The sequence below is a fragment of the Pseudomonas sp. OF001 genome, from assembly GCF_904426495.1.
Taxonomy (GTDB): domain Bacteria; phylum Pseudomonadota; class Gammaproteobacteria; order Pseudomonadales; family Pseudomonadaceae; genus Geopseudomonas.
The window spans coordinates 47,275-65,853 of record NZ_CAJGBM010000065.1 but is presented as its reverse complement, the minus strand read 5'-3'; the positions used below and the strand labels follow the sequence as shown (position 1 = coordinate 65,853).

The window sequence follows — 18,579 nt, the reverse complement described above, 5'->3', positions numbered from 1 at the left end:
GGGTCAGAAATCCGCATCCCAGTCCACCCGCAGCTCACCGGCAGCCAGATCGACCTTCTGCACGCATTGCTCCGTGTAGGGCAACAGGCGCTCGCGATCATCCAGACTGCCCGCACAGGGCTTCACCACCAGCACGTCGTTGGCGCCGGTTTCCAGCAAGTGGTCGACCTTTCCGAGCAGCTGCCCGTCCTGGTTGATGACCTTCAGACCTTCCAGCTGATACCAGTAGAACTCGTCCTCTTCCAGCGCCGGCAGCAAGCTGCGCGGTACACAGATGAGGAATCCGGCATAGCCGCGGGCCTCTTCGCGATCGTCGAGTCCCTTGATCTTGGCGGTCAGCACCTTGTTGTGCAGGCGCCCACTGGCCAGTTCGACCTGACGGACCTCGCCATCACGCTTGAGCGTCCAGTGGCGGTAGTCCAGCAGGTTATCCAGCGGATCGGTGTAGGAGTAGATCTTGACCTCACCGCGGATGCCGTACACCGAGACGATTTTGCCAAGGACGACCAGATCCTCGGCGGGTGCCGGCGAATTTTGCATCATCGAGCACTCAGGCCTGAGCAGCCGCTTCCTTGAGCAGCTGGGCAGCGCGCTCGGACGGCTGGGCGCCCTGGCTCAGCCAGTACTGGGCACGCTCGGCGTTCACGGAGAGACGCACTTCACCACCGGTGGCGACCGGGTTGAAGAAACCGATGCGCTCGACGAAACGGCCGTCACGGGCGGAGCGGCTGTTGGTCACGGTCAGGTGGTAGAAAGGGCGCTTCTTGGAGCCGCCACGAGCAAGACGGATGGTTACCATTGAACTTCGTTCCTGTAGTAGGTGCTTGCAAAAGCTGTATGCACACTAGGGCCCACGGCCCGAAAGGCCGCACATTTTAAGGATTATCCGGAGAAATGCAAAGCCATTTTGCGGCGCCCGCCATGGCGGGCACCGTTCCCGGGGTCTTCCTCATTGTCGCGCGCGGTCTTCGCCGCGCACTACGTCCGGCGGCATCGCCTGCGCGACGCCGCCGATCGATCCTCACATCTTCGGCATGCCGCCGCCCATCAGGCCGCTCATGCCGCGCATCATCTTGGCCATGCCGCCCTTGGCGGTGACCTTCTTCATCATCTTCTGCATCTGCTTGTGCTGCTTGATCAGCCGCCCGACATCCTGCACCTGGGTGCCGGAACCCAGGGCGATGCGGCGCTTGCGCGAGCCGCTGATCATTTCCGGGTCGCGCCGCTCGGCGGGGGTCATCGAGTTGATGATCGCCTCCATCTGGCGGAACTGCTTCTCCGCCGCCTGCTGGGCATTGCCCATCTGGCCGAGGTTGACGCCGCCGAGCATCGGCAGCTTGTCCATCAGGCTGCCGAGGCCGCCCATGTTCTTCATCTGCTGCAGCTGGTCGCGGAAGTCCTCGAGGTCGAAGCCCTTGCCCTTCTTCAGCTTCTGGGTGAGCTTGGCCGCCTTCTCGCGGTCCATGGTCTGCTCGGCCTGCTCGATCAGGCTGAGCACGTCGCCCATGCCGAGGATGCGCGAGGCCACGCGGTCGGGATGGAACGGATCGAGCGCCTCGCTCTTCTCGCCCATGCCGAGGAACTTGATCGGCTTGCCGGTGATCGCGCGCACCGACAGCGCGGCGCCGCCGCGGGCATCGCCGTCGACCTTGGTCAGCACCACGCCGGTCAGCGGCAGGGCGTCGTTGAAGGCCTTGGCGGTGTTGGCCGCATCCTGACCGGTCATGGCGTCGACCACGAACAGGGTCTCGACCGGATTGATCGCGGCGTGGACCTGCTGGATCTCCGCCATCATCTCGGCGTCGACGTGCAGACGGCCGGCGGTGTCGACGATCACCACGTCGATGAACTTCAGCCGGCCCTCGGCGATGGCCGCGCGGGCGATGTCCACCGGCTTCTGGCTCAGGTCGGAGGGGAAGAAGGTCACCCCCACCTCATTGGCCAGGGTCTCCAGCTGCTTGATCGCCGCCGGGCGGTAGACGTCGGCGGACACCACCAGCACCGACTTCTTCTTGCGCTCCTTGAGAAAGCGCGCGAGCTTGCCGACCGTGGTGGTCTTGCCCGCGCCCTGCAGGCCGGCCATCAGGATCACCGCCGGCGGCGCGGCGTTCAGCGCCAGGTCCTCGTTGGCCGCGCCCATCAGCGCTTCCAGCTCGGCGCGGACAATCTTCACGAACGCCTGGCCCGGGGTCAGACTCTTCGACACCTCGGTGCCGACCGCACGCTCCTTGACCTTGTTGACGAAGTCCTTGACCACCGGCAGGGCGACGTCGGCCTCGAGCAGGGCCATGCGCACCTCGCGCAGGGTGTCCTTGATGTTGTCCTCGGTCAGCTTGGCGCGGCCGGTGACATTGCGCAGCGTCTGCGAGAGGCGGTCGGTCAAATTCTCGAACATGCACGTTCCTTTGAAGAGGGAGCTTGCGGCAGGCGGCGGATTATAGCCGAGTGCGACGACCACCGACACCGTCCCCCAGGCTTTCGTGGATAGCCGGTTCTGTGCCAAACTCGGCAACTTCGAGGCTTTCCCCACAAGGACTTATGACGCCTTTGCTGCCCAGCCTGGCGGCGGCCGGCCTGTATGCCGGCGCGGCCCTGTACCAGGCCCTGCTGCTCTCCCGCCGCGCGGTGCCGGACAAGCGCCTGCTCGGCCTGCTCGGTGCGCTGGCCCTGCTGGCCCACGCATTCGGCCTGCGCCTGCTGCTGCTCGACAACGGCGCCCTGCTGCTCGATTTCTTCAACGCCGCCAGCCTGCTGGCCGCCGCGGTGATCGCCCTGACCCTGCTGGCCAGCCTGCGCATCCCGGTGGAGAACCTGCTGGTGCTGCTGTTCCCGCTCGGCAGCCTGACCGCCCTGCTGGCCCTGCTGCCCGGCGGCACCACCCGGCCGATCGTCGAGGCGCCCGGCATCCTCGCCCACATCCTGCTGTCGATCCTCGCCTACGGCCTGTTCACCATCGCCGTGGTGCAGGCCCTGCTCCTGCTGCTGCAGAACCACCAGCTCAAGCACAAGCACCCCTCGGGGATCATCCGCAACTTCCCGCCGCTGCAGACCATGGAGAGCCTGCTGTTCGGCTTCCTGTGGGGCGGCTGGAGCCTGCTGTCGCTGTCGCTGCTGTCCGGCTGGCTGTTCCTCGACGACCTGTTCGCCCAGCACCTGGTACACAAGACCCTGCTCGCCTGCCTGGCCTGGGTGGTGTTCGGCGTACTGCTGTGGGGCCGCCACCAGCTCGGCTGGCGCGGCGGCAAGGCGATCCGCTGGACCCTGGCCGGCTTCCTGCTGCTGATGCTGGCCTACTTCGGCAGCAAGCTGGTCCGCGAATTCATCCTGCACATCTAGGACAGCCGACGCCGTGGGCGATCTCCATTCGGGTTTGTTGTTCGGACTGCTGGTATTCCTGATCGCCTGCTCGGCGTTCTTCTCCAGCTCCGAGACCGGCATGCTCAGCCTCAACCGCTACCGCCTGCGCCACCTGGCGCGCGAGGGGCACAAGGGCGCCCGGCGCGCCAGCGAGCTGCTCAGCCGCCCCGACCGCCTGCTCGGCACCATCCTGGTCGGCAACAACGTGGTCAACATCCTCGCCGCCTCCATCGCCACGGTGATCGCCGTGGACCTGTGGGGCGAGGCCGGCATCGCCATCTCCACCGTGGTGCTGACCATCGTCATCCTGATCTTCGGCGAGATCACCCCCAAGACCCTGGCCGCCCTGCGCCCGGAACAGGTCGCCTACCCGGCCAGCCGCGTGCTCCTGCTGCTGATGCGCCTGCTCCACCCGCTGGTGTGGGTCACCGGCGCGATCAGCAACGGCCTGCTGCGCCTGCTCGGCATCGACCCGGCACAGCACCGCCAGGAAGGCCTGTCCGCCGAGGAGCTGCGCAGCGTGGTGCGCGAGGCCGGCGGCGGCCTGCCGCTCGACCGGCAGAACATGCTGCTGGGCATCCTCGACCTGGAGCGGGTCTCGGTCAACGACATCATGATCCCGCGCAACGAGGTCATCGGCATCGATCTCGAGGAGGACATCGGACAGATCGTCGCCCAGCTGCGCAGCACCAGCCACACCCGCCTGCCGGTGTACCGCCACGACCTCAACCAGGTCGAGGGGGTGATCCACATGCGCCGCATCGCCCGCCTGCTGACCCACAGCCAGCTGACCCACGAGGCGCTGCGCAGCGCCTGCGTGGAGCCCTACTTCGTGCCGGAAAACACCCCGCTGTCGACCCAGCTGATCAACTTCCAGAAGTTCAAGCGGCGCATGGGCATGGTGGTCGACGAGTACGGCGAGGTGATCGGCCTGGTCACCCTCGAGGACATCCTCGAGGAGATCGTCGGTGAGTTCACCACCCAGCCCGGCCTGCGCGAGCCGTCCGTCCACCCCCAGGACGACGGCAGCTTCGTGGTCGACGGCAGCGCCAACATCCGCGAGGTCAACCGCGAACTGGGCTGGCACCTGCCCTGCGATGGGCCGCGCACCATCAACGGCCTGGTCACCGAGGCGCTGGAAACCATCCCCGACAGCAGCGTATGCCTGAAGATCGGCCCCTATCGCCTGGAGATCCTCCAGGCCGAGGAAAACCGCGTGAAGCGCGTACGCGCCTGGCGGGCCGAGCCCGGCCGGCACGAGGACGAATGAGCCGTCGCCGCCCCACAGATCAAAAGAAAGGCCGGCACCCGCGAGGGTGGCCGGCCTTTTCGCTGCCCGGGCCGCTTACAGCTCGACAGTGACCGCCTGCGCCGCGCGCAGCGCCTTGGCGTGCGCCGCCTCGATCGACTCGTCGCGCGCCAGCGCCACGCCCATGCGCCGCTGGCCGCTGACTTCCGGCTTGCCGAACAGGCGCAGCGCGGTATCCGCCTCGGCCAGCGCGGCGCCGAGGTTGCCGAAGGCGACCTGCTGCGACTCGCCCTCGACCAGGATCACCGCCGAGGCCGAAGGGCCGAACTGGCGGATCGCCGGGATCGGCAGGCCGAGGATGGCCCGCGCGTGCAGGGCGAACTCGGAGAGGTCCTGGGAGATCAGCGTCACCAGGCCGGTGTCGTGCGGGCGCGGCGACACCTCGCTGAACCACACCTGGTCGCCCTTGATGAACAGCTCGACGCCGAACAGGCCGCGGCCGCCGAGGGCCTCGGTCACCGCACGGGCGATGCGTTCGGACTCGGCCAGCGCAGCAGGACTCATCGCCTGCGGCTGCCAGGACTCCTGGTAGTCGCCCTTCTCCTGGCGGTGGCCGACCGGCGCGCAGAAGGTGGTGCCGCCGATGTGGCGCACGGTGAGCAGGGTGATCTCGTAGTCGAAGTCGATGAAGCCCTCGACGATCACCCGGCCCTTGCCGGCGCGGCCGCCTTCCTGGGCGTAGTCCCAGGCCTTGCGCACGTCGTCCGCACCGCGCAGCAGGCTCTGACCCTTGCCGGAAGAGCTCATGATCGGCTTGACCACGCAGGGGAAGCCCAGCTCGGCGACCGCCGCGGCATAGTCCTCGAAGCTGCCGGCGAAGCGGTACGGCGAGGTCGGCAGGCCCAGCTCCTCGGCGGCCAGGCGGCGGATGCCCTCGCGGTTCATGGTCAGCTTCGCCGCGCGCGCGGTGGGCACCACGGTGAAGCCCTCGGCCTCCAGCTCGACCAGGGTATCGGTGGCGATGGCCTCGATCTCGGGGACGATGTAGTGCGGCTGCTCCTGCTCGATCACCGCGCGCAGCGCGGCGCCGTCGAGCATGCTGATCACGTGGCTGCGGTGCGCCACCTGCATGGCCGGAGCGTTGGCGTAGCGGTCGACGGCGATCACCTCGCAGCCCAGGCGCTGCAGCTCGATGACGACTTCCTTGCCCAGCTCGCCAGAGCCGCACAGCAGTACACGGGTCGCGCTCGGCGACAGCGGGGTTCCGATCATGGTCACTAAGGCTTTCCTCAGAGGGGGGTCAACAGTCCTGCGGCCAGGGCGCGCTCGCGGCAGCGCGCGAGCACGGCGCGGCGCTCGGCGTTGTCCATGCGGCCCCAGCGGGTGATTTCGTCGCCGCTGCGCTGGCAGCCGACGCAGAGGTCGTTGTCGTCCAGCGCGCAGACGTACACGCAGGGCGAGGCGACCGGCTTGTCCTGCAGCTCGACCATCAGTCGTCCTGCTCGGCCAGTTCGCGGGCGTAGCGGCGGGCGTTGTCAACGTAGTGGGCAGCGTTGGCCTGCAGTCCGCGGATCTGTTCCTCGCTCAGCTGGCGCACCACCCTGCCCGGCACGCCCATCACCAGGCTGCCGTCGGGAATCTCCTTGCCCTCAGGGATCAGCGCGCCGGCGCCGATCAGGCAGTTGCGGCCGATCCTGGCGCCGTTGAGCACCACGGCGCCGATGCCGACCAGGCTGTGGTCACCGATGGTGCAGCCATGCAGGGTGACCTTGTGGCCGATGGTCACGCCCTTGCCGATGGTCAGCGGCCAGCCCATGTCGGTGTGCAGCACGCTGCCGTCCTGCACGTTGCTGTCTTCGCCGACGTGGATCAGCTCGTTGTCGCCGCGCAGCACGGCGCCGAACCACACGCTGGCACCGGCATCCAGGCGCACCTTGCCGACCAGGCTGGCGCCGGGGGCCACCCAGCTGTCGGGATGGGCTTCAACTCGGGCATCGCCCAGGCGGTATTTCATCGGCAGCCTCCTCGGCACGCTCAACGGTAATGAATGTAGTGGGGCGGCGGCTCGCGCAGCTGGATGCCGGCGTCGTACACCAGGTTGACCAGCTCGACCACCATGATCGCGGTCAGTCCCCAGATCTTGAAGCCGGCGTAGCGGTAGCTCGGCACGTACCAGCTGTGGCCGAGATAGTCGATGCGGTGGGTGATCTCGCGCGGGTCCTCGCGGAAGAACTCCAGCGGCACGCTGAACACCGCATCGATCTCGTCGCGATTGGCCTGGAAGTCGACATGGTCGGGAATGAAGCCGACGTAGGGAACGACCTTGATGCCGTGACGGGAGATCTGAGTGCTCAGCGGGCCGACCACCTCCACCAGTCCCGGCGCCAGCCCCACCTCCTCGTGCGCCTCGCGCAGGGCGGTGAACACCAGCGACTCGTCGTCCGGGTCGCGGCGCCCGCCGGGAAAGGCCACCTCGCCGCCATGGGTCGACAAGCCGCTGGCGCGCAGGGTCAGTACCAGTTGCGGCTCGGCGCTGCGGGTGACCGGCACCAGCACCGCCGCCTCAGGAAAGTCGCGGTCACTGGGCAGGGAACCCGGCGTGTGGGCCTGTACGCGTTGGCGCAGCACGTCCAGCATGGAGCACTCTCGTCATGGGAAATGCATGAATCATGGCATGAAAGACGCGACACGCCCAAGCCCTCGCCGCCGGCGCCGACCAGCCGCCGCTGCGCACCCTTCCCCCACCCCCGCCACTGGCCTAAAATTCACCCATCGCCACAGCCGGCAGCAGTCCGGCCTCCCCGTGGTACAGCGCGACCAATCAGCCCCCGTGGCGCGCTGCATGAACAACCGGCCGCCGGGCTGACGGCCACCCTGGTTTGCACTGGAATGCCTTTCATGCGCTGGTTGATCGTACTCTGCAGTTTCCTCTTCGCCTCCCTGGCCCTGGCGATGAGCACCCCGGGCCTGGACTCCAACACCAAGGTCGACAAGGTGCTGGTGGTCAAGTCCGAGCGCAAGCTGCACCTGCTCAGCCGCGGCGAGATCCTCAAGAGCTATCGCGTCTCGCTGGGCAAGCGCCCGGATGGCCCCAAGCGCTACCAGGGCGACAAGCGCACCCCCGAAGGCTTCTACTGGATCGACTGGCGCAAGCCCAGCGACAAGTACAACCTGTCCATGCACATCTCCTACCCCAACGCACAGGATCGCCAGCACGCCGAGCAGAAGGGCCTGCCGCCGGGCGACATGATCATGATCCACGGCACGCCACTGGACGAGGAGTACCCCGAGTGGTACTTCCACACCCTCGACTGGACCGAAGGCTGCATCGCCCTGCGCAACCGCGACATGCGCGAGGTGTGGAGCCTGGTCAAGGACGGCACGCTGATCGAAATCCGCCCCTGACCCGCGGAAACGAAAAAGGCGCCGGCATCGAGGGATGCGGCGCCTTTTTCATGCCTGCCGGCGGATCAGAACACCATGTCCGACAGCCGCCAGACGTCGAAGGCCGGCGTCTCGTAGGGATGGCTCTGCTTGAGAGCCTTGACCGCGGCATGGATCAGCTCGTCCGCCACCACCATTTCCACCTTCCATTCCGCCACCCTGGCCAACTCGCCCTGGGCTCCCTCGTAGGGCTGGCTGCCCGGCAGCGGATGGAACTGCCCCTGACCGAGGGTCTGCCAGCAGCAGCTGTCGTAGCTGCCGATACGTCCGGCGCCGGTGGCGAAGATCGCGGCCTTGACCGCATCGAGGTGGGATTCGGGAACGAAGAAGCAGAGTTTGTACATCCAGAGGACTCCGGGGCGAAGAGGGTTACGGCGGTAGTGGCCCTTGGCCACCGATCGTGCCACGACCCCATGACGGCCGTGCACTTCGTCCCTGACATCTCGGCGAAATTAACGGCCCGTCCACAGCAAATCCGTGAACGGGAGCACGCTCCACGCAGAAAAAGGGCGCCCTCCGAAGGCGCCCCGATGAACTCCACCTCCCCTGCGCCTGCCAAGGCAGGCACAGGGGCGCAGCCGGATCAGTCGACCCAGACCCGCGCGTTGCGGAACATGCGCATCCAGCCGGCGTCCTCCTGCCACTCGTCCGGGCGCCAGGAGTTCTGCACGGCGCGGAACACCCGCTCCGGGTGCGGCATCATGATGGTGACGCGACCGTCGCGAGAGGTCAGGCCGGTGATGCCGCGCGGCGAACCGTTGGGGTTGGCCGGGTAGCTCTCGGTGACCTTGCCGTGGTTGTCGACGTAGCGCAGCGCCACGAAGCCGGACAGGTCGGTCTGCAGCAGGGCTTCCTCGCTGGCGAACTCGGCGTGGCCCTCGCCGTGGGCGATGGCGATCGGCAGGCGCGAGCCGGCCATGCCGCGCAGGAAGATCGACGGCGACTCCTGCACCTGGACCATGGCGACGCGCGCCTCGAACTGCTCGGAGCGGTTGCGCACGAAACGCGGCCAGTGCTCGCTGCCGGGGATCAGCTCGACCAGGTTGGAAAGCATCTGGCAGCCGTTGCACACGCCGAGGGCGAAGCTGTCCTTGCGCGCGAAGAAGGCGCTGAAGTTGTCGCGGGCGCGGGCGTTGAACAGCACCGACTTGGCCCAGCCGCCACCGGCGCCGAGCACGTCGCCGTAGGAGAAGCCGCCGCAGGCCACCAGGCCCTTGAAGTCCTCCAGGCTGACGCGGCCGGCGATGATGTCGCTCATGTGCACGTCGACCACGGCGAACCCGGCGCGGTGGAAGGCGGCCGCCATCTCGGTCTGGCCGTTGACCCCCTGCTCGCGCAGGATCGCCATGCGCGGACGCACGCCGGTGTTGATGTAGGGCGCGGCGACGTTGTCGTTGACGTCGAAGCTGAGCTTGGCCGACAGGCCCGGGTTGCTCTCGTCGAGCAGCAGGTCGTATTCCTGCTCGGCGCACTGGGCGTTGTCGCGCAGGCGCTGGATGCGGTAGCTGGTCTCGCTCCAGATGCGCTGCAGGATGCGCCGCTCGGCGTGGTAGACGATCTCGCCGCCCAGGTTCAGGCGGATGTCGCCACCGGCGACCGGACGGCCGATGACCTGTACGCAGTCGGCCAGACCGGCGGCGGCGAAGCGGGCGAGTACCTCGGCGGAATCGGCGGCACGCACCTGGACCACCGCGCCCAGCTCCTCGCTGAACAGCGCGGCGCCCAGCGCCTCGCGGCTGGCGGCGATGGCGTCGAGCTGCAGGTCGAGGCCGCAGTGGCCGGCGAAGGCCATCTCGGTGACGGTGGCCAGCAGGCCGCCGTCGGAGCGGTCGTGATAGGCCAGCAGCTTGCCGTCGGCGTTCAGCGCCTGCACGGTGTCGAAGAACGCCTTGAGGTCGGCGGCGCTGTCGACGTCCGGCGCCTGGCGACCGATCCGGCTGTACACCTGGGCGATGATCGAGCCACCGAGGCGGTTCTGGCCGCGGCCGAGGTCGACCAGCAGCAGCTCGGTCTCGCCCTTGTCCAGGCGCAGCTGCGGGGTCAGGGTCAGGCGGATGTCCTGCACCGGAGCGAAGCCGGAAACGATCAGCGACATCGGCGCGGTGACGCTCTTGTCCTCACCCGCGTCCTGCCAGCGGGTCTTCATGGACATGGAGTCCTTACCCACCGGGATGGTGATGCCCAGCGCCGGGCACAGCTCCATGCCCACCGCCTTGACGGTGTCGTACAGGCGGGCGTCCTCGCCCGGGTGGCCGGCGGCGGCCATCCAGTTGGCCGACAGCTTGACGTCGGAGATCTTGCCGATGCGCGCGGCGGCCAGATTGGTGAGGGTCTCGCCGATCGCCATGCGGCCCGAGGCCGGAGCGTCGAGCAGGGCCAGCGGGGTGCGCTCGCCCATGGCCATGGCTTCGCCGGTGTAGACGTCGAAGGCGGTGGCGGTGACGGCGCAGTCGGCCACCGGCACCTGCCACGGGCCGACGAACTGGTCGCGGGCCACCAGGCCAGTGATCGAGCGGTCGCCGATGGTGATCAGGAAGCTCTTGGAGGCGACGGCCGGGTGGCGCAGCACGCGCTCGACCGCATCATCCAGCTCGAGGCCGGCGGTGGAGAAGTCGTCGCCCAGCTCGGCCTCGCGGCTCACCGAGCGGTGCATGCGCGGCGGCTTGCCGAGCAGCACTTCCAGCGGCATGTCCACCGGGTTGTTGCCGAAATGCTCGTCGTGGACGGTCAGCTGGCGCTCCTCGGTGGCCTCGCCGACCACCGCGAACGGGCAGCGCTCGCGCTCGCAGATGGCCTTGAAGGTTTCCAGGTCGGCGGCGTCGACCGACAGCACGTAGCGTTCCTGCGACTCGTTGCACCAGATTTCCAGCGGGCTCATGCCCGGCTCGTCGTTGGGCACGTTGCGCAGCTCGAAGCGGCCGCCGCGGCCGGCGTCGTTGATCAGCTCCGGCAGGGCGTTGGACAAGCCGCCGGCGCCGACGTCGTGGATGAACTTGATCGGGTTGTTGTCGCCCATCTGCCAGCAGCGGTCGATGACCTCCTGGCAGCGGCGCTCCATTTCCGGGTTCTCGCGCTGCACCGAGGCGAAGTCGAGGTCGGCCGAGCTGGCGCCGGTGGCCATCGACGAAGCGGCGCCGCCGCCCAGGCCGATCAGCATGGCCGGGCCGCCGAGCACGATCAGCTTGCCACCGACCGAGATCTCGCCCTTCTGCACGTGCTCCTCGCGGATGTTGCCGAGGCCGCCGGCCAGCATGATCGGCTTGTGGTAGCCGCGCACCTCTTCACCGCGCGGGGTGTCGATGCTCTGCTCGAAGGTGCGGAAATAGCCGGTCAGGTTGGGACGGCCGAACTCGTTGTTGAACGCGGCGCCGCCCAGCGGGCCCTCGATCATGATGTCCAGCGCGCTGACGATGCGCTCGGGCTTGCCGTAGGGCTTCTCCCAGGGCTGCTCGAAGCCGGGGATCTGCAGGTTGGAGACGGTGAAGCCGACCAGGCCGGCCTTGGGCTTGGAACCGCGACCGGTGGCGCCCTCGTCGCGGATCTCGCCGCCGGAGCCGGTGGAGGCGCCGGGGAACGGGGCAATGGCGGTCGGGTGGTTGTGGGTCTCCACCTTCATCAGGATGTGCACCGGCTCCTGATGGGCGGCGTACTCGTGGCTGCCCGGCTGCGGGAAGAAGCGCCCGGCGGTGAAGCCCTCGATCACCGAGGCGTTGTCCTTGTAGGCGGACAGCACGCCTTCGCGGTGCATCTCGTAGGTGTTCTTGATCATGCCGAACAGCGACTTCTCCTGGCTCTCGCCGTCGATGTCCCAGCTGGCGTTGAAGATCTTGTGGCGGCAGTGCTCGGAGTTGGCCTGGGCGAACATCATCAGCTCGATGTCGTGGGGGTTGCGCCCCAGATCATTGAAGCTCTTCACTAGGTAGTCGATCTCGTCCTCGGCCAGGGCCAGGCCCAGCTGGACGTTGGCGGCCTCGAGGGCGGCGCGACCGCCGCCGAGCACGTCGACCACGGTCAGCGGCTTGGGCTGGGCGTGGCTGAACAGCGCCTCGGCCTCCTCCAGGCGGCCCAGCACCAGCTGGGTCATGCGGTCGTGCAGCGCGCTGGCGACGGCCGCGGCGTCGGCCTCGCTCAGCTCGCCGGCCACGTAGTAGGCGATGCCGCGCTCCAGGCGCTGGATCTTGCCCAGGCCGCAGTTGTGGGCGATGTCGGTGGCCTTGCTCGACCACGGCGAGATGGTGCCGAAACGCGGCACCACCAGGAACAGGCGGCCGCTGGGCTCCTGCACCGGGACGCTCGGGCCGTACTGCAGCAGGCGCGCCAGTACCTGTTCCTCGTTGCCGTCCAGTGCGCTGGACACTTCGGCGAAATGGGCGAACTCGGCGTACAGGCCGGCGACCGCCGGCACTTTCTGGGTCAGTTGCTCGAGCAGTTTGCCGTGACGGAAGGCAGAAAGGGCGGGGGTGCCGCGCAGGATCAGCATTGTCGGAACAGCCTCTTGGGCAAGGAGTGCGAAAGACTGGGCATTCTAGCGCAAAGCGCCCAGCCGGGCACCCGCAGCCGTCGCCGCCCGCCCCACCATCCGACCGTCGAGGTATGGACCCCGCCACGCTTTGCGTATACTCCATCCATGTTCAGTCTCAATGCCCTTCGCCTGCGTCACAGCGCCTGGCTGCTGACGACCGTACTGATCCTGCTGCTCAGCGCGTGTGGCGAACCGCCCACCGCCCTCGAGCGGGTCCGGGAGGACGGCGTGTTGCGCGTGATCACCCGCAACAGCCCGACCACCTACTACCAGGACCGCAACGGCGAAACCGGCTTCGAGTACGAGCTGGCCGAGCAGTTCGCCAAGCGCCTGGGCGTCAGGCTGGAGCTCGAGACCGCCAACACCATCGACGAGCTGTTCGCGCGCCTCAATGCGCCGGACGGCCCCGACCTGGCCGCCGCCGGCCTGGTCGAATCCGCCGCGCGCCAGTCGCAGGCGCGCTTCAGCCGGGGCTACCTGGATGTCACCCTGCAGGTGGTCTACCGCAACGGCCAGCCGCGGCCGACCAAGCCCGAGCAGCTGGTCGGCAAGCGCATCACCGTGATCAAGGGCAGCATCCAGGCCGAGCGCCTGGCCGAACTCAAGCAGCGCCTGCCCGGGCTGAACTACAGCGAGTCCGACGAGGTCGAGATCGCCGACCTGCTGGGCATGGTCGACGAGGGGCAGATCGACCTGACCCTGGTCGGCTCCAACGAACTGGCGATGAGCCAGTTCGGCTACCCCAACGTGCGCGTGGCCTTCGATCTCGACAGCGACCGGCACCTGGCCTGGGCGGTGCCGCCGGGCAAGGACGACAGCCTGCTCAAGGAGATCAACGCCTTCCTCGCCAAAGCGCAGCAGGACAAGACCCTGCAGCAGCTCAACGAACGCTACTACGGGCACATCGAGGTGCTCGGCTACGTCGGCACCGTCACCTTCGGCAAGCACCTGCAGCAGCGCCTGCCGCGCTACGAGCAGCATTTCCGCAAGGCCGCCGAGCAGTACAAGATCGACTGGCGCCTGCTCGCCGCGATCGGCTACCAGGAGTCGATGTGGCAGCCCGACGCGGTGTCCAAGACCGGCGTGCGCGGCCTGATGATGCTGACCCAGCGCACCGCCACGGCGATGGGCGTGGCCAACCGCCTCGACGCCCGGCAGAGCATCCAGGGCGGCGCGCGCTACTTCACCGAGGTGCACGCCGCGCTGCCGGACAGCATCAAGGAGCCGGACCGCAGCTGGTTCGCCCTGGCCGCCTACAACGTCGGCGGCGGCCACCTGGAGGACGCGCGCAAGCTGGCCCAGGCCGAGGGCCTGAACCCCAACAAGTGGCTGCACGTGAAGAAGATGCTGCCGCGCCTTTCGCAGAAGCAGTGGTACCGCAAGACCCGCTACGGCTACGCCCGCGGCGGCGAGCCGGTGCACTTCGTCAACAACATCCGCCGCTACTACGACATCCTCACCTGGGTCACCCAGCCGCAGCTGGAAGGCAGCCAGGTGGCCGACCGCGGCCTGCACCGCCCCGGCGTCGACAAGACCCCGCCCAAGGTCGAGCCGCAGCTGTAGGCCGTCGCCTACCCCTTCTGCCGGCGCAGGCGGAAGAACTCGCTGAGGATGGCGCCGCACTCGGCGGCCAGCACGCCGCCCTCGACCAGCAGGCGGTGATTGAGGAAGGCCTGTTCGAAGAAACGCCCGCGACTCTCCACCACTCCGGCCTTGGGCTCGGTGGCGCCGTAGACCACACGGGCCACGCGCGAATGGATGATCAGCCCGGCGCACATGCTGCACGGCTCGAGAGTCACGTACAGGGTGCTGCCGACCAGGCGGTAGTTCTCGAGGTTGCGCGCCGCATCGCGGATCGCCACCATCTCGGCGTGGGCGCTGGGATCGTGGGTGGAGATCGGGCAGTTGAAGCCGCGGCCGACCACCTCGCCAGCGACCACCAGCACCGCGCCCACCGGCACCTCGCCGCGCACCGCGCCTTCGGCGGCGAGCGCCAGCGCCTCGCGCATGAAGCGCTCGTCCTGGCTGCGGTCGATGATCACGGGTCTTTTCATGGGAAGGCTGCAGCTGGAGGAAAGCCCGCCAGTTTGGGAAAAGCCGGCGCCGAGTCAAGCCCGCACAGCCCCGAAGGCCACCCGGACCGTAGGGTAGAAAACTCGCGCAGCGATTTTCTACCGATGAGCGCAGGCCGCGGCGCTGCATGACTGGTGGGCAATCGCTGCGCGAGTTGCACCACCCTACGCCCTACCCCGCCTTCCCCGCTCAGGCCACCGCGATCGCCGCCATCAGCCCGGTCTCCATGTGGTCGATCACGTGGCAGTGGAACATCCAGGTACCCGGATTGTCGGCCACCAGCGCGACCCGCGCCGTCTCCTGCTTGCCCAGCAGGTAGGTGTCGGTGAACCAGGGCGCCTCGATGCGCCGGCGGTTGGAGGACAGCACCTTGAAGCTCATGCCGTGCAGGTGGATCGGGTGCTGATACTGGCTGAGGTTGCGCAGCTCGAGGATGTAGCTGCGCCCCTGCTTGAGGGTGGCGATCGGCCGCTCGACGCAGCTCTTGTCGCCGATGTCCCAGGCCTGGCCGTTGACCTGCCAGAAGCTGTGCGCCGCGCCCTGCTCCAGGTTGGCCGACACCGCGCCGGTCCACTCGAAGTTGAAGCGCAGGGTCTCGGCCGCCGCCAGATCCGGCTCGGCGACCGGGTTGGCCGGCAGCGCCGGCGGCCAGTCGCCGGCCGGCTCGCTGCTGGCCACGCCCTTCAGCGTCGCCAGGCGCAGCGGGCCGTTGCGCAGGGCCAGTTCGGCACCGACCGCCGGCACGCGCAGGGCCAGCTCGATGCGCATGCCCGGCCCCAGCCAGTACTCCCTGCCCAGCGGCCGCGGCGCCACCGGGTTGCCGTCGAGGGCGTAGATGCGTGCCTCGGCGCCCGGCAGGTTGAGCCGGTAGGTCAGGGTGTTGTCGAGATTGAGGATGCGCAGGCGCACGATCTGCCCGGCCGGCAGGTCGAGGGTCGGCGCATGCGCGCCGTTGACCGTCGACAGCCGCCCCGGCGTGCCGCCGCGGGCCGCCTCGCGCGGCAGGCTGAAATCGGTGAAGGCGCCCTGTCCGTCCACGTGCCAGCTCTTCAGGCTCAGCGTGCGCTCGTGGCGGAAGCCGCTCGGCTCGCGCTCCTCGACGATCAGCGGGCCGACCAGGCCGCGGCCGAGTTGCTCGCCGCTGGCGGTGTGCGGGTGGTACCAGAAGCTGCCGGCGTCCGGCACCACGAAGTCGTAGTCGAAGTACTCGCCGGGCAGCACCGGCAGCTGCGACAGGTAGGGTACGCCGTCCATCTCCAGCGGCAGGCGGATGCCGTGCCAGTGGATGGTGCTCGGCTCGGGCAGGCGGTTGACGAAGCGCACCCGCAGGCGCTCGCCCTGGCGGGCGCGCAGCTCCAGGCCCGGCGCCTGCCCGCCGTAGGCCCAGGCACCGGTCCTGTGGCCGGGCACCAGCTCGACGTCCAGCGGCGCGGCGATCAGCTCGTAGTCGTGGCCGGAGGGGTCGGCCGGGCGGCCCAGCCAGTAGCGGGCGCCGCCGCCGGCCAGGCCGAGGGCGCCGAGACCGGCCAGGCCGGCGAGGACTTGTCGGCGGGTGAAGGACATCGGGACACCTCGCGGGCGAAAACGGAATCAGCCCTGCCCCGGCGAAGTGCCGCGAGCAGGACACGGATGACAGAGTTTCTCATTATCCATGCTGCGCCGGCGAGCCCATCCGCGACACATCGGCACAGGCCGCGCTGGGCTAGGCTTGCAGGACACGCCCACGCAGGGAATTGTGGAGTCGCCATGTCCATCGTCCAGCGCCTGCTGCTGCCGCTCCTGCTCGGACCGGCCGCCGCCCTGGCCCAGCAAGCCGTCACCTACACCGAGATCGCGCCGATCCTGCAGGCGCGCTGCGTGCTCTGCCACTCCGGAGCCAGCGCACCGCTGGGGCTGCGCCTGGACAGCCTGGAGGGACTGCGCGCCGGCAGCCAGCGCGGCCCGGTGGCGCTCGCCGGCAAGCCGCAGGACAGCGAGCTGCTGCTGCGCCTGAGCGGCGCACGCCAGCCGCGCATGCCGATGACCGGCCCGCCCTGGCTGTCCGCGGCCGAGATGTCCCTGTTCGAGCGCTGGATCGCCGACGGCCTGCCGGCCGGCGCCGAACCCGCCGCCGCAGCCCCCGCTCCGCCCGCCCAGACTGTCGACGGCCCGGTCACCTGGACCCAGGTCGCGCCGATCCTCGCCCGCCGCTGCAGCAAGTGCCACGCCACCCAGGGCCTGATGGGCCCGCCGCCGGAAGGCCTGCGCCTGACCTCCCACGCCGAGGCCCTGGCCAGCGGCGAGCGCGCACGGGTGATCCCCGGCGCGCCCGAGGCCAGCGAGCTGCTGCGCCGCATCCGCGGCCAGGCGCGACCGCGCATGCCCTACGACGGCCCGCCCTGGCTGGACGAGGCGGAGATCGCGCTGATCGCCGCCTGGATCGAACAGGGCGCGCGCGACGCCGAGGGCCGCCCAGCCGCCACGCCGGCCGGCGCCCGCCTGCGCCTGCACGGCACCCTCGGCGCCGGCTGGACGCTGGACGGCCTGCCGCTGCGGGTCGGCACCGGCACGCGGATCGACAAGAGCCCGCGCCCCGGCGACTACGTGCAGGTGCGCGGCCGCTGGTCGGGCCAGGACGTCGAGGTGGAACGCCTGCGCCGACGCTGAGCGCCTTCAGCCCGCCAGCAGGCGGGTCAGCGCATGCAGGCCGAGGCCGACCAGGCCGCCGACCAGGGTGCCGTTGATGCGGATGAACTGCAGATCGCGGCCGACGTTGCGCTCCAGCTGCTCGACCAGCTCGGCGCTGTCCCAGCGCTCGACCCGCTCGGCGATGTAGCGGCGGATGTCCTCGCGATGCCGCTCGACCAGCGCCGGCGCCACCTCGAGCAGTTGGTCGTTGATCCAGCGGCGCATCGCCGCATCCGTCGCCAGCGCCTCGCCCAGGCGCAGGCACAGGCTCTCCAGACGGCGGCGGATGGTCGAATCGGCGTCGCCCAGGTCGGCCTGCAGCCAGTCGACCAGATCGTCCCACAGCTGGCGCAGGTAGCCGGCCAGCGCCGGGTGGGCGAGCAACTGCTCGCGGATCTGCTCGCCCTTGAGGCGAAACGCCGGATCCTCCTTGAGGCGGACGACGAAACGCGCCACGCAGCCATCGAAGTGGCCGCGCAGCTCGTGCTGCGGGTCACGGCTGATCTCGCCGATCAGCTCGGAAACCCGGCGCACCACCTTGTCCGCCGACCACTGGCCGGCCTTCTCGTCGAGCGGGATGTCCTTGCCGAACAGGCGAAAGCGCAGCGCGCTGAACTCGCCGGACAGCCCGGCGGCGATGCGCCGCTGCACCGCCTCGTCCTGCAGCAGCAGGTCGAGCTGGGCCAGCAGCTCGTCGAGCATCGCCTGGTGGCGGCGCTCGTGGGTCAGCAGGTCGAGCAACTGGCCGCCGAGACGGGCCAGGTCCAGTTCGCGCAGGCGGCGGGTGGCGCTGCGCTGGACGAACTGGATCACCCGCTCGTCGCGCAGGGCATTGAGGCCGTAGCGCGCCACGCCGACCAGCTGGCGGGCCAGCGCCTCGGCGTTGCTCGGCTGGCGCAGCCAGCCAGCCAGCCGCCCGGCGGCATCGAAGGCCTCCAGCTTGGCCATCACCTGCGGGGTGGCGAGGAAGTGGGTGCAGATGAAGTCGGCCAGGTTGCGCCCGAGGCGCGCCTGCTTGCGCGGGATGATCGCCGTGTGCGGGATCGGCAGGCCCAGCGGGTGACGGAACAGCGCGGTGACCGCGAACCAGTCGGCGATCGCGCCGACCATCGCCGCCTCGGCGAAGGCCTGCAGGTAACCCCAGCCGGGATGCCCCGGCAGCAGGGCGGTGGCCAGCGCGTACAGCGCCGCCGCCAGCAGCAGCAGGCCGAGGGCGATGGCCTTCATGCGGGCCAGGGGGGAGCTCCACAGCGACATCGGGCGATTC

The 18,579-nt window shown here is 69.2% G+C and carries 17 protein-coding genes; 5 read left to right on the top strand and 12 right to left on the bottom strand.

The window, feature by feature from the left end:
- Positions 1 to 3 precede the first annotated feature (3 nt).
- From rimM to ffh, 3 genes are all read right to left on the bottom strand, one after another.
- Entirely contained in the window at positions 4 to 540 is a 537-nt protein-coding gene (gene rimM, locus RA210_RS21335) for a ribosome maturation factor RimM (RefSeq protein ID WP_136489799.1), read from the bottom strand.
- Between the two features lie 10 nt (positions 541 to 550).
- On the bottom strand, positions 551 to 799 hold the full coding sequence (gene rpsP / locus RA210_RS21330; RefSeq protein ID WP_136489775.1) for a 30S ribosomal protein S16: 249 nt from the start codon (positions 797 to 799) through the stop codon (positions 551 to 553).
- 222 nt (positions 800 to 1,021) lie between these two features.
- Positions 1,022 to 2,395: a signal recognition particle protein gene (ffh, locus tag RA210_RS21325; protein ID WP_201487932.1), complete on the bottom strand. Its 1,374-nt coding sequence runs from the start codon at positions 2,393 to 2,395 to the stop codon at positions 1,022 to 1,024.
- 143 nt (positions 2,396 to 2,538) lie between these two features.
- Here ffh and RA210_RS21320 point away from each other — a divergent pair, with 143 nt between their 5' ends.
- Together RA210_RS21320 and RA210_RS21315 are read left to right on the top strand one after the other, a co-directional pair.
- Positions 2,539 to 3,336: a cytochrome C assembly family protein gene (locus RA210_RS21320; protein WP_136489773.1), complete on the top strand. Its 798-nt coding sequence runs from the start codon at positions 2,539 to 2,541 to the stop codon at positions 3,334 to 3,336.
- A gap of 13 nt (positions 3,337 to 3,349) precedes the next feature.
- On the top strand, positions 3,350 to 4,627 hold the full coding sequence (locus RA210_RS21315) for an HlyC/CorC family transporter (protein ID WP_136489772.1): 1,278 nt from the start codon (positions 3,350 to 3,352) through the stop codon (positions 4,625 to 4,627).
- 75 nt (positions 4,628 to 4,702) lie between these two features.
- Here the strand turns inward: RA210_RS21315 and purT are convergent, their stop codons facing one another.
- The 4 genes from purT to RA210_RS21295 are packed head-to-tail and all read right to left on the bottom strand — an operon-like array spanning position 4,703 to position 7,243.
- Positions 4,703 to 5,884, bottom strand: a complete 1,182-nt coding sequence (gene purT / locus RA210_RS21310) for a formate-dependent phosphoribosylglycinamide formyltransferase (RefSeq protein WP_201487931.1) — start codon at positions 5,882 to 5,884, stop codon at positions 4,703 to 4,705.
- A gap of 11 nt (positions 5,885 to 5,895) precedes the next feature.
- On the bottom strand, positions 5,896 to 6,096 hold the full coding sequence (locus RA210_RS21305) for a DUF1289 domain-containing protein (RefSeq protein WP_136489770.1): 201 nt from the start codon (positions 6,094 to 6,096) through the stop codon (positions 5,896 to 5,898).
- Positions 6,096 to 6,620: a gamma carbonic anhydrase family protein gene (locus tag RA210_RS21300; RefSeq protein WP_136489769.1), complete on the bottom strand. Its 525-nt coding sequence runs from the start codon at positions 6,618 to 6,620 to the stop codon at positions 6,096 to 6,098. The genes RA210_RS21305 and RA210_RS21300 overlap by 1 nt, the downstream gene beginning before the upstream one ends.
- 20 nt (positions 6,621 to 6,640) lie before the next feature.
- The gene (locus RA210_RS21295) at positions 6,641 to 7,243 is read right to left on the bottom strand and encodes a CoA pyrophosphatase (RefSeq protein ID WP_136489768.1); all 603 of its coding nucleotides are present in this window, start codon (positions 7,241 to 7,243) and stop codon (positions 6,641 to 6,643) included.
- Positions 7,244 to 7,504: 261 nt separating this feature from the next.
- On the opposite strand from RA210_RS21295, the gene RA210_RS21290 reads away from it, so the two are divergent.
- Positions 7,505 to 8,011 (top strand): L,D-transpeptidase family protein, encoded by a 507-nt coding sequence (locus RA210_RS21290; protein ID WP_136489767.1) that lies wholly within the window; start codon positions 7,505 to 7,507, stop codon positions 8,009 to 8,011.
- A gap of 65 nt (positions 8,012 to 8,076) precedes the next feature.
- On the opposite strand, the gene RA210_RS21285 is transcribed toward RA210_RS21290, so the two are convergent.
- Entirely contained in the window at positions 8,077 to 8,394 is a 318-nt protein-coding gene (locus tag RA210_RS21285) for a Nif3-like dinuclear metal center hexameric protein (RefSeq protein ID WP_136489766.1), read from the bottom strand.
- Between the two features lie 239 nt (positions 8,395 to 8,633).
- Positions 8,634 to 12,530 carry a phosphoribosylformylglycinamidine synthase gene (gene purL / locus RA210_RS21280; protein ID WP_201487930.1) on the bottom strand — a complete coding sequence of 1,299 codons (3,897 nt, stop codon included), beginning with the start codon at positions 12,528 to 12,530 and terminating at the stop codon, positions 8,634 to 8,636.
- A 147-nt stretch (positions 12,531 to 12,677) separates the two neighbouring features.
- Between purL and mltF the strand changes: the two genes are divergently transcribed.
- Positions 12,678 to 14,135 carry a membrane-bound lytic murein transglycosylase MltF gene (gene mltF, locus RA210_RS21275; RefSeq protein ID WP_136489764.1) on the top strand — a complete coding sequence of 486 codons (1,458 nt, stop codon included), beginning with the start codon at positions 12,678 to 12,680 and terminating at the stop codon, positions 14,133 to 14,135.
- Positions 14,136 to 14,143: 8 nt separating this feature from the next.
- Here mltF and tadA read toward each other — a convergent pair whose 3' ends face one another.
- Together tadA and RA210_RS21265 are read right to left on the bottom strand one after the other, a co-directional pair.
- Entirely contained in the window at positions 14,144 to 14,626 is a 483-nt protein-coding gene (gene tadA, locus RA210_RS21270; protein WP_136489763.1) for a tRNA adenosine(34) deaminase TadA, read from the bottom strand.
- Between the two features lie 208 nt (positions 14,627 to 14,834).
- Entirely contained in the window at positions 14,835 to 16,208 is a 1,374-nt protein-coding gene (locus tag RA210_RS21265; protein ID WP_136489762.1) for a multicopper oxidase family protein, read from the bottom strand.
- A 183-nt stretch (positions 16,209 to 16,391) separates the two neighbouring features.
- On the opposite strand from RA210_RS21265, the gene RA210_RS21260 reads away from it, so the two are divergent.
- A complete protein-coding gene (locus RA210_RS21260) occupies positions 16,392 to 17,291 on the top strand; it encodes a c-type cytochrome domain-containing protein (RefSeq protein WP_201487929.1) in 900 nt (299 codons plus the stop codon).
- Positions 17,292 to 17,297: 6 nt separating this feature from the next.
- Here RA210_RS21260 and RA210_RS21255 read toward each other — a convergent pair whose 3' ends face one another.
- Positions 17,298 to 18,569: a DUF445 domain-containing protein gene (locus RA210_RS21255; RefSeq protein ID WP_201487928.1), complete on the bottom strand. Its 1,272-nt coding sequence runs from the start codon at positions 18,567 to 18,569 to the stop codon at positions 17,298 to 17,300.
- Positions 18,570 to 18,579 lie beyond the last annotated feature (10 nt).

Coding starts and splice junctions, on each gene's coding strand:
- rimM (WP_136489799.1), bottom strand. CDS start 540: ATGCAAAATTCGCCGGCACCCGCCGAGGATCTGGTCGTCCTTGGCAAA.
- rpsP (WP_136489775.1), bottom strand. CDS start 799: ATGGTAACCATCCGTCTTGCTCGTGGCGGCTCCAAGAAGCGCCCTTTC.
- ffh (WP_201487932.1), bottom strand. CDS start 2,395: ATGTTCGAGAATTTGACCGACCGCCTCTCGCAGACGCTGCGCAATGTC.
- RA210_RS21320 (WP_136489773.1), top strand. CDS start 2,539: ATGACGCCTTTGCTGCCCAGCCTGGCGGCGGCCGGCCTGTATGCCGGC.
- RA210_RS21305 (WP_136489770.1), bottom strand. CDS start 6,096: ATGGTCGAGCTGCAGGACAAGCCGGTCGCCTCGCCCTGCGTGTACGTC.
- RA210_RS21300 (WP_136489769.1), bottom strand. CDS start 6,620: ATGAAATACCGCCTGGGCGATGCCCGAGTTGAAGCCCATCCCGACAGC.
- RA210_RS21295 (WP_136489768.1), bottom strand. CDS start 7,243: ATGCTGGACGTGCTGCGCCAACGCGTACAGGCCCACACGCCGGGTTCC.
- RA210_RS21290 (WP_136489767.1), top strand. CDS start 7,505: ATGCGCTGGTTGATCGTACTCTGCAGTTTCCTCTTCGCCTCCCTGGCC.
- RA210_RS21285 (WP_136489766.1), bottom strand. CDS start 8,394: ATGTACAAACTCTGCTTCTTCGTTCCCGAATCCCACCTCGATGCGGTC.
- purL (WP_201487930.1), bottom strand. CDS start 12,530: ATGCTGATCCTGCGCGGCACCCCCGCCCTTTCTGCCTTCCGTCACGGC.
- mltF (WP_136489764.1), top strand. CDS start 12,678: ATGTTCAGTCTCAATGCCCTTCGCCTGCGTCACAGCGCCTGGCTGCTG.
- tadA (WP_136489763.1), bottom strand. CDS start 14,626: ATGAAAAGACCCGTGATCATCGACCGCAGCCAGGACGAGCGCTTCATG.
- RA210_RS21265 (WP_136489762.1), bottom strand. CDS start 16,208: ATGTCCTTCACCCGCCGACAAGTCCTCGCCGGCCTGGCCGGTCTCGGC.
- RA210_RS21260 (WP_201487929.1), top strand. CDS start 16,392: ATGTCCATCGTCCAGCGCCTGCTGCTGCCGCTCCTGCTCGGACCGGCC.
- RA210_RS21255 (WP_201487928.1), bottom strand. CDS start 18,569: ATGTCGCTGTGGAGCTCCCCCCTGGCCCGCATGAAGGCCATCGCCCTC.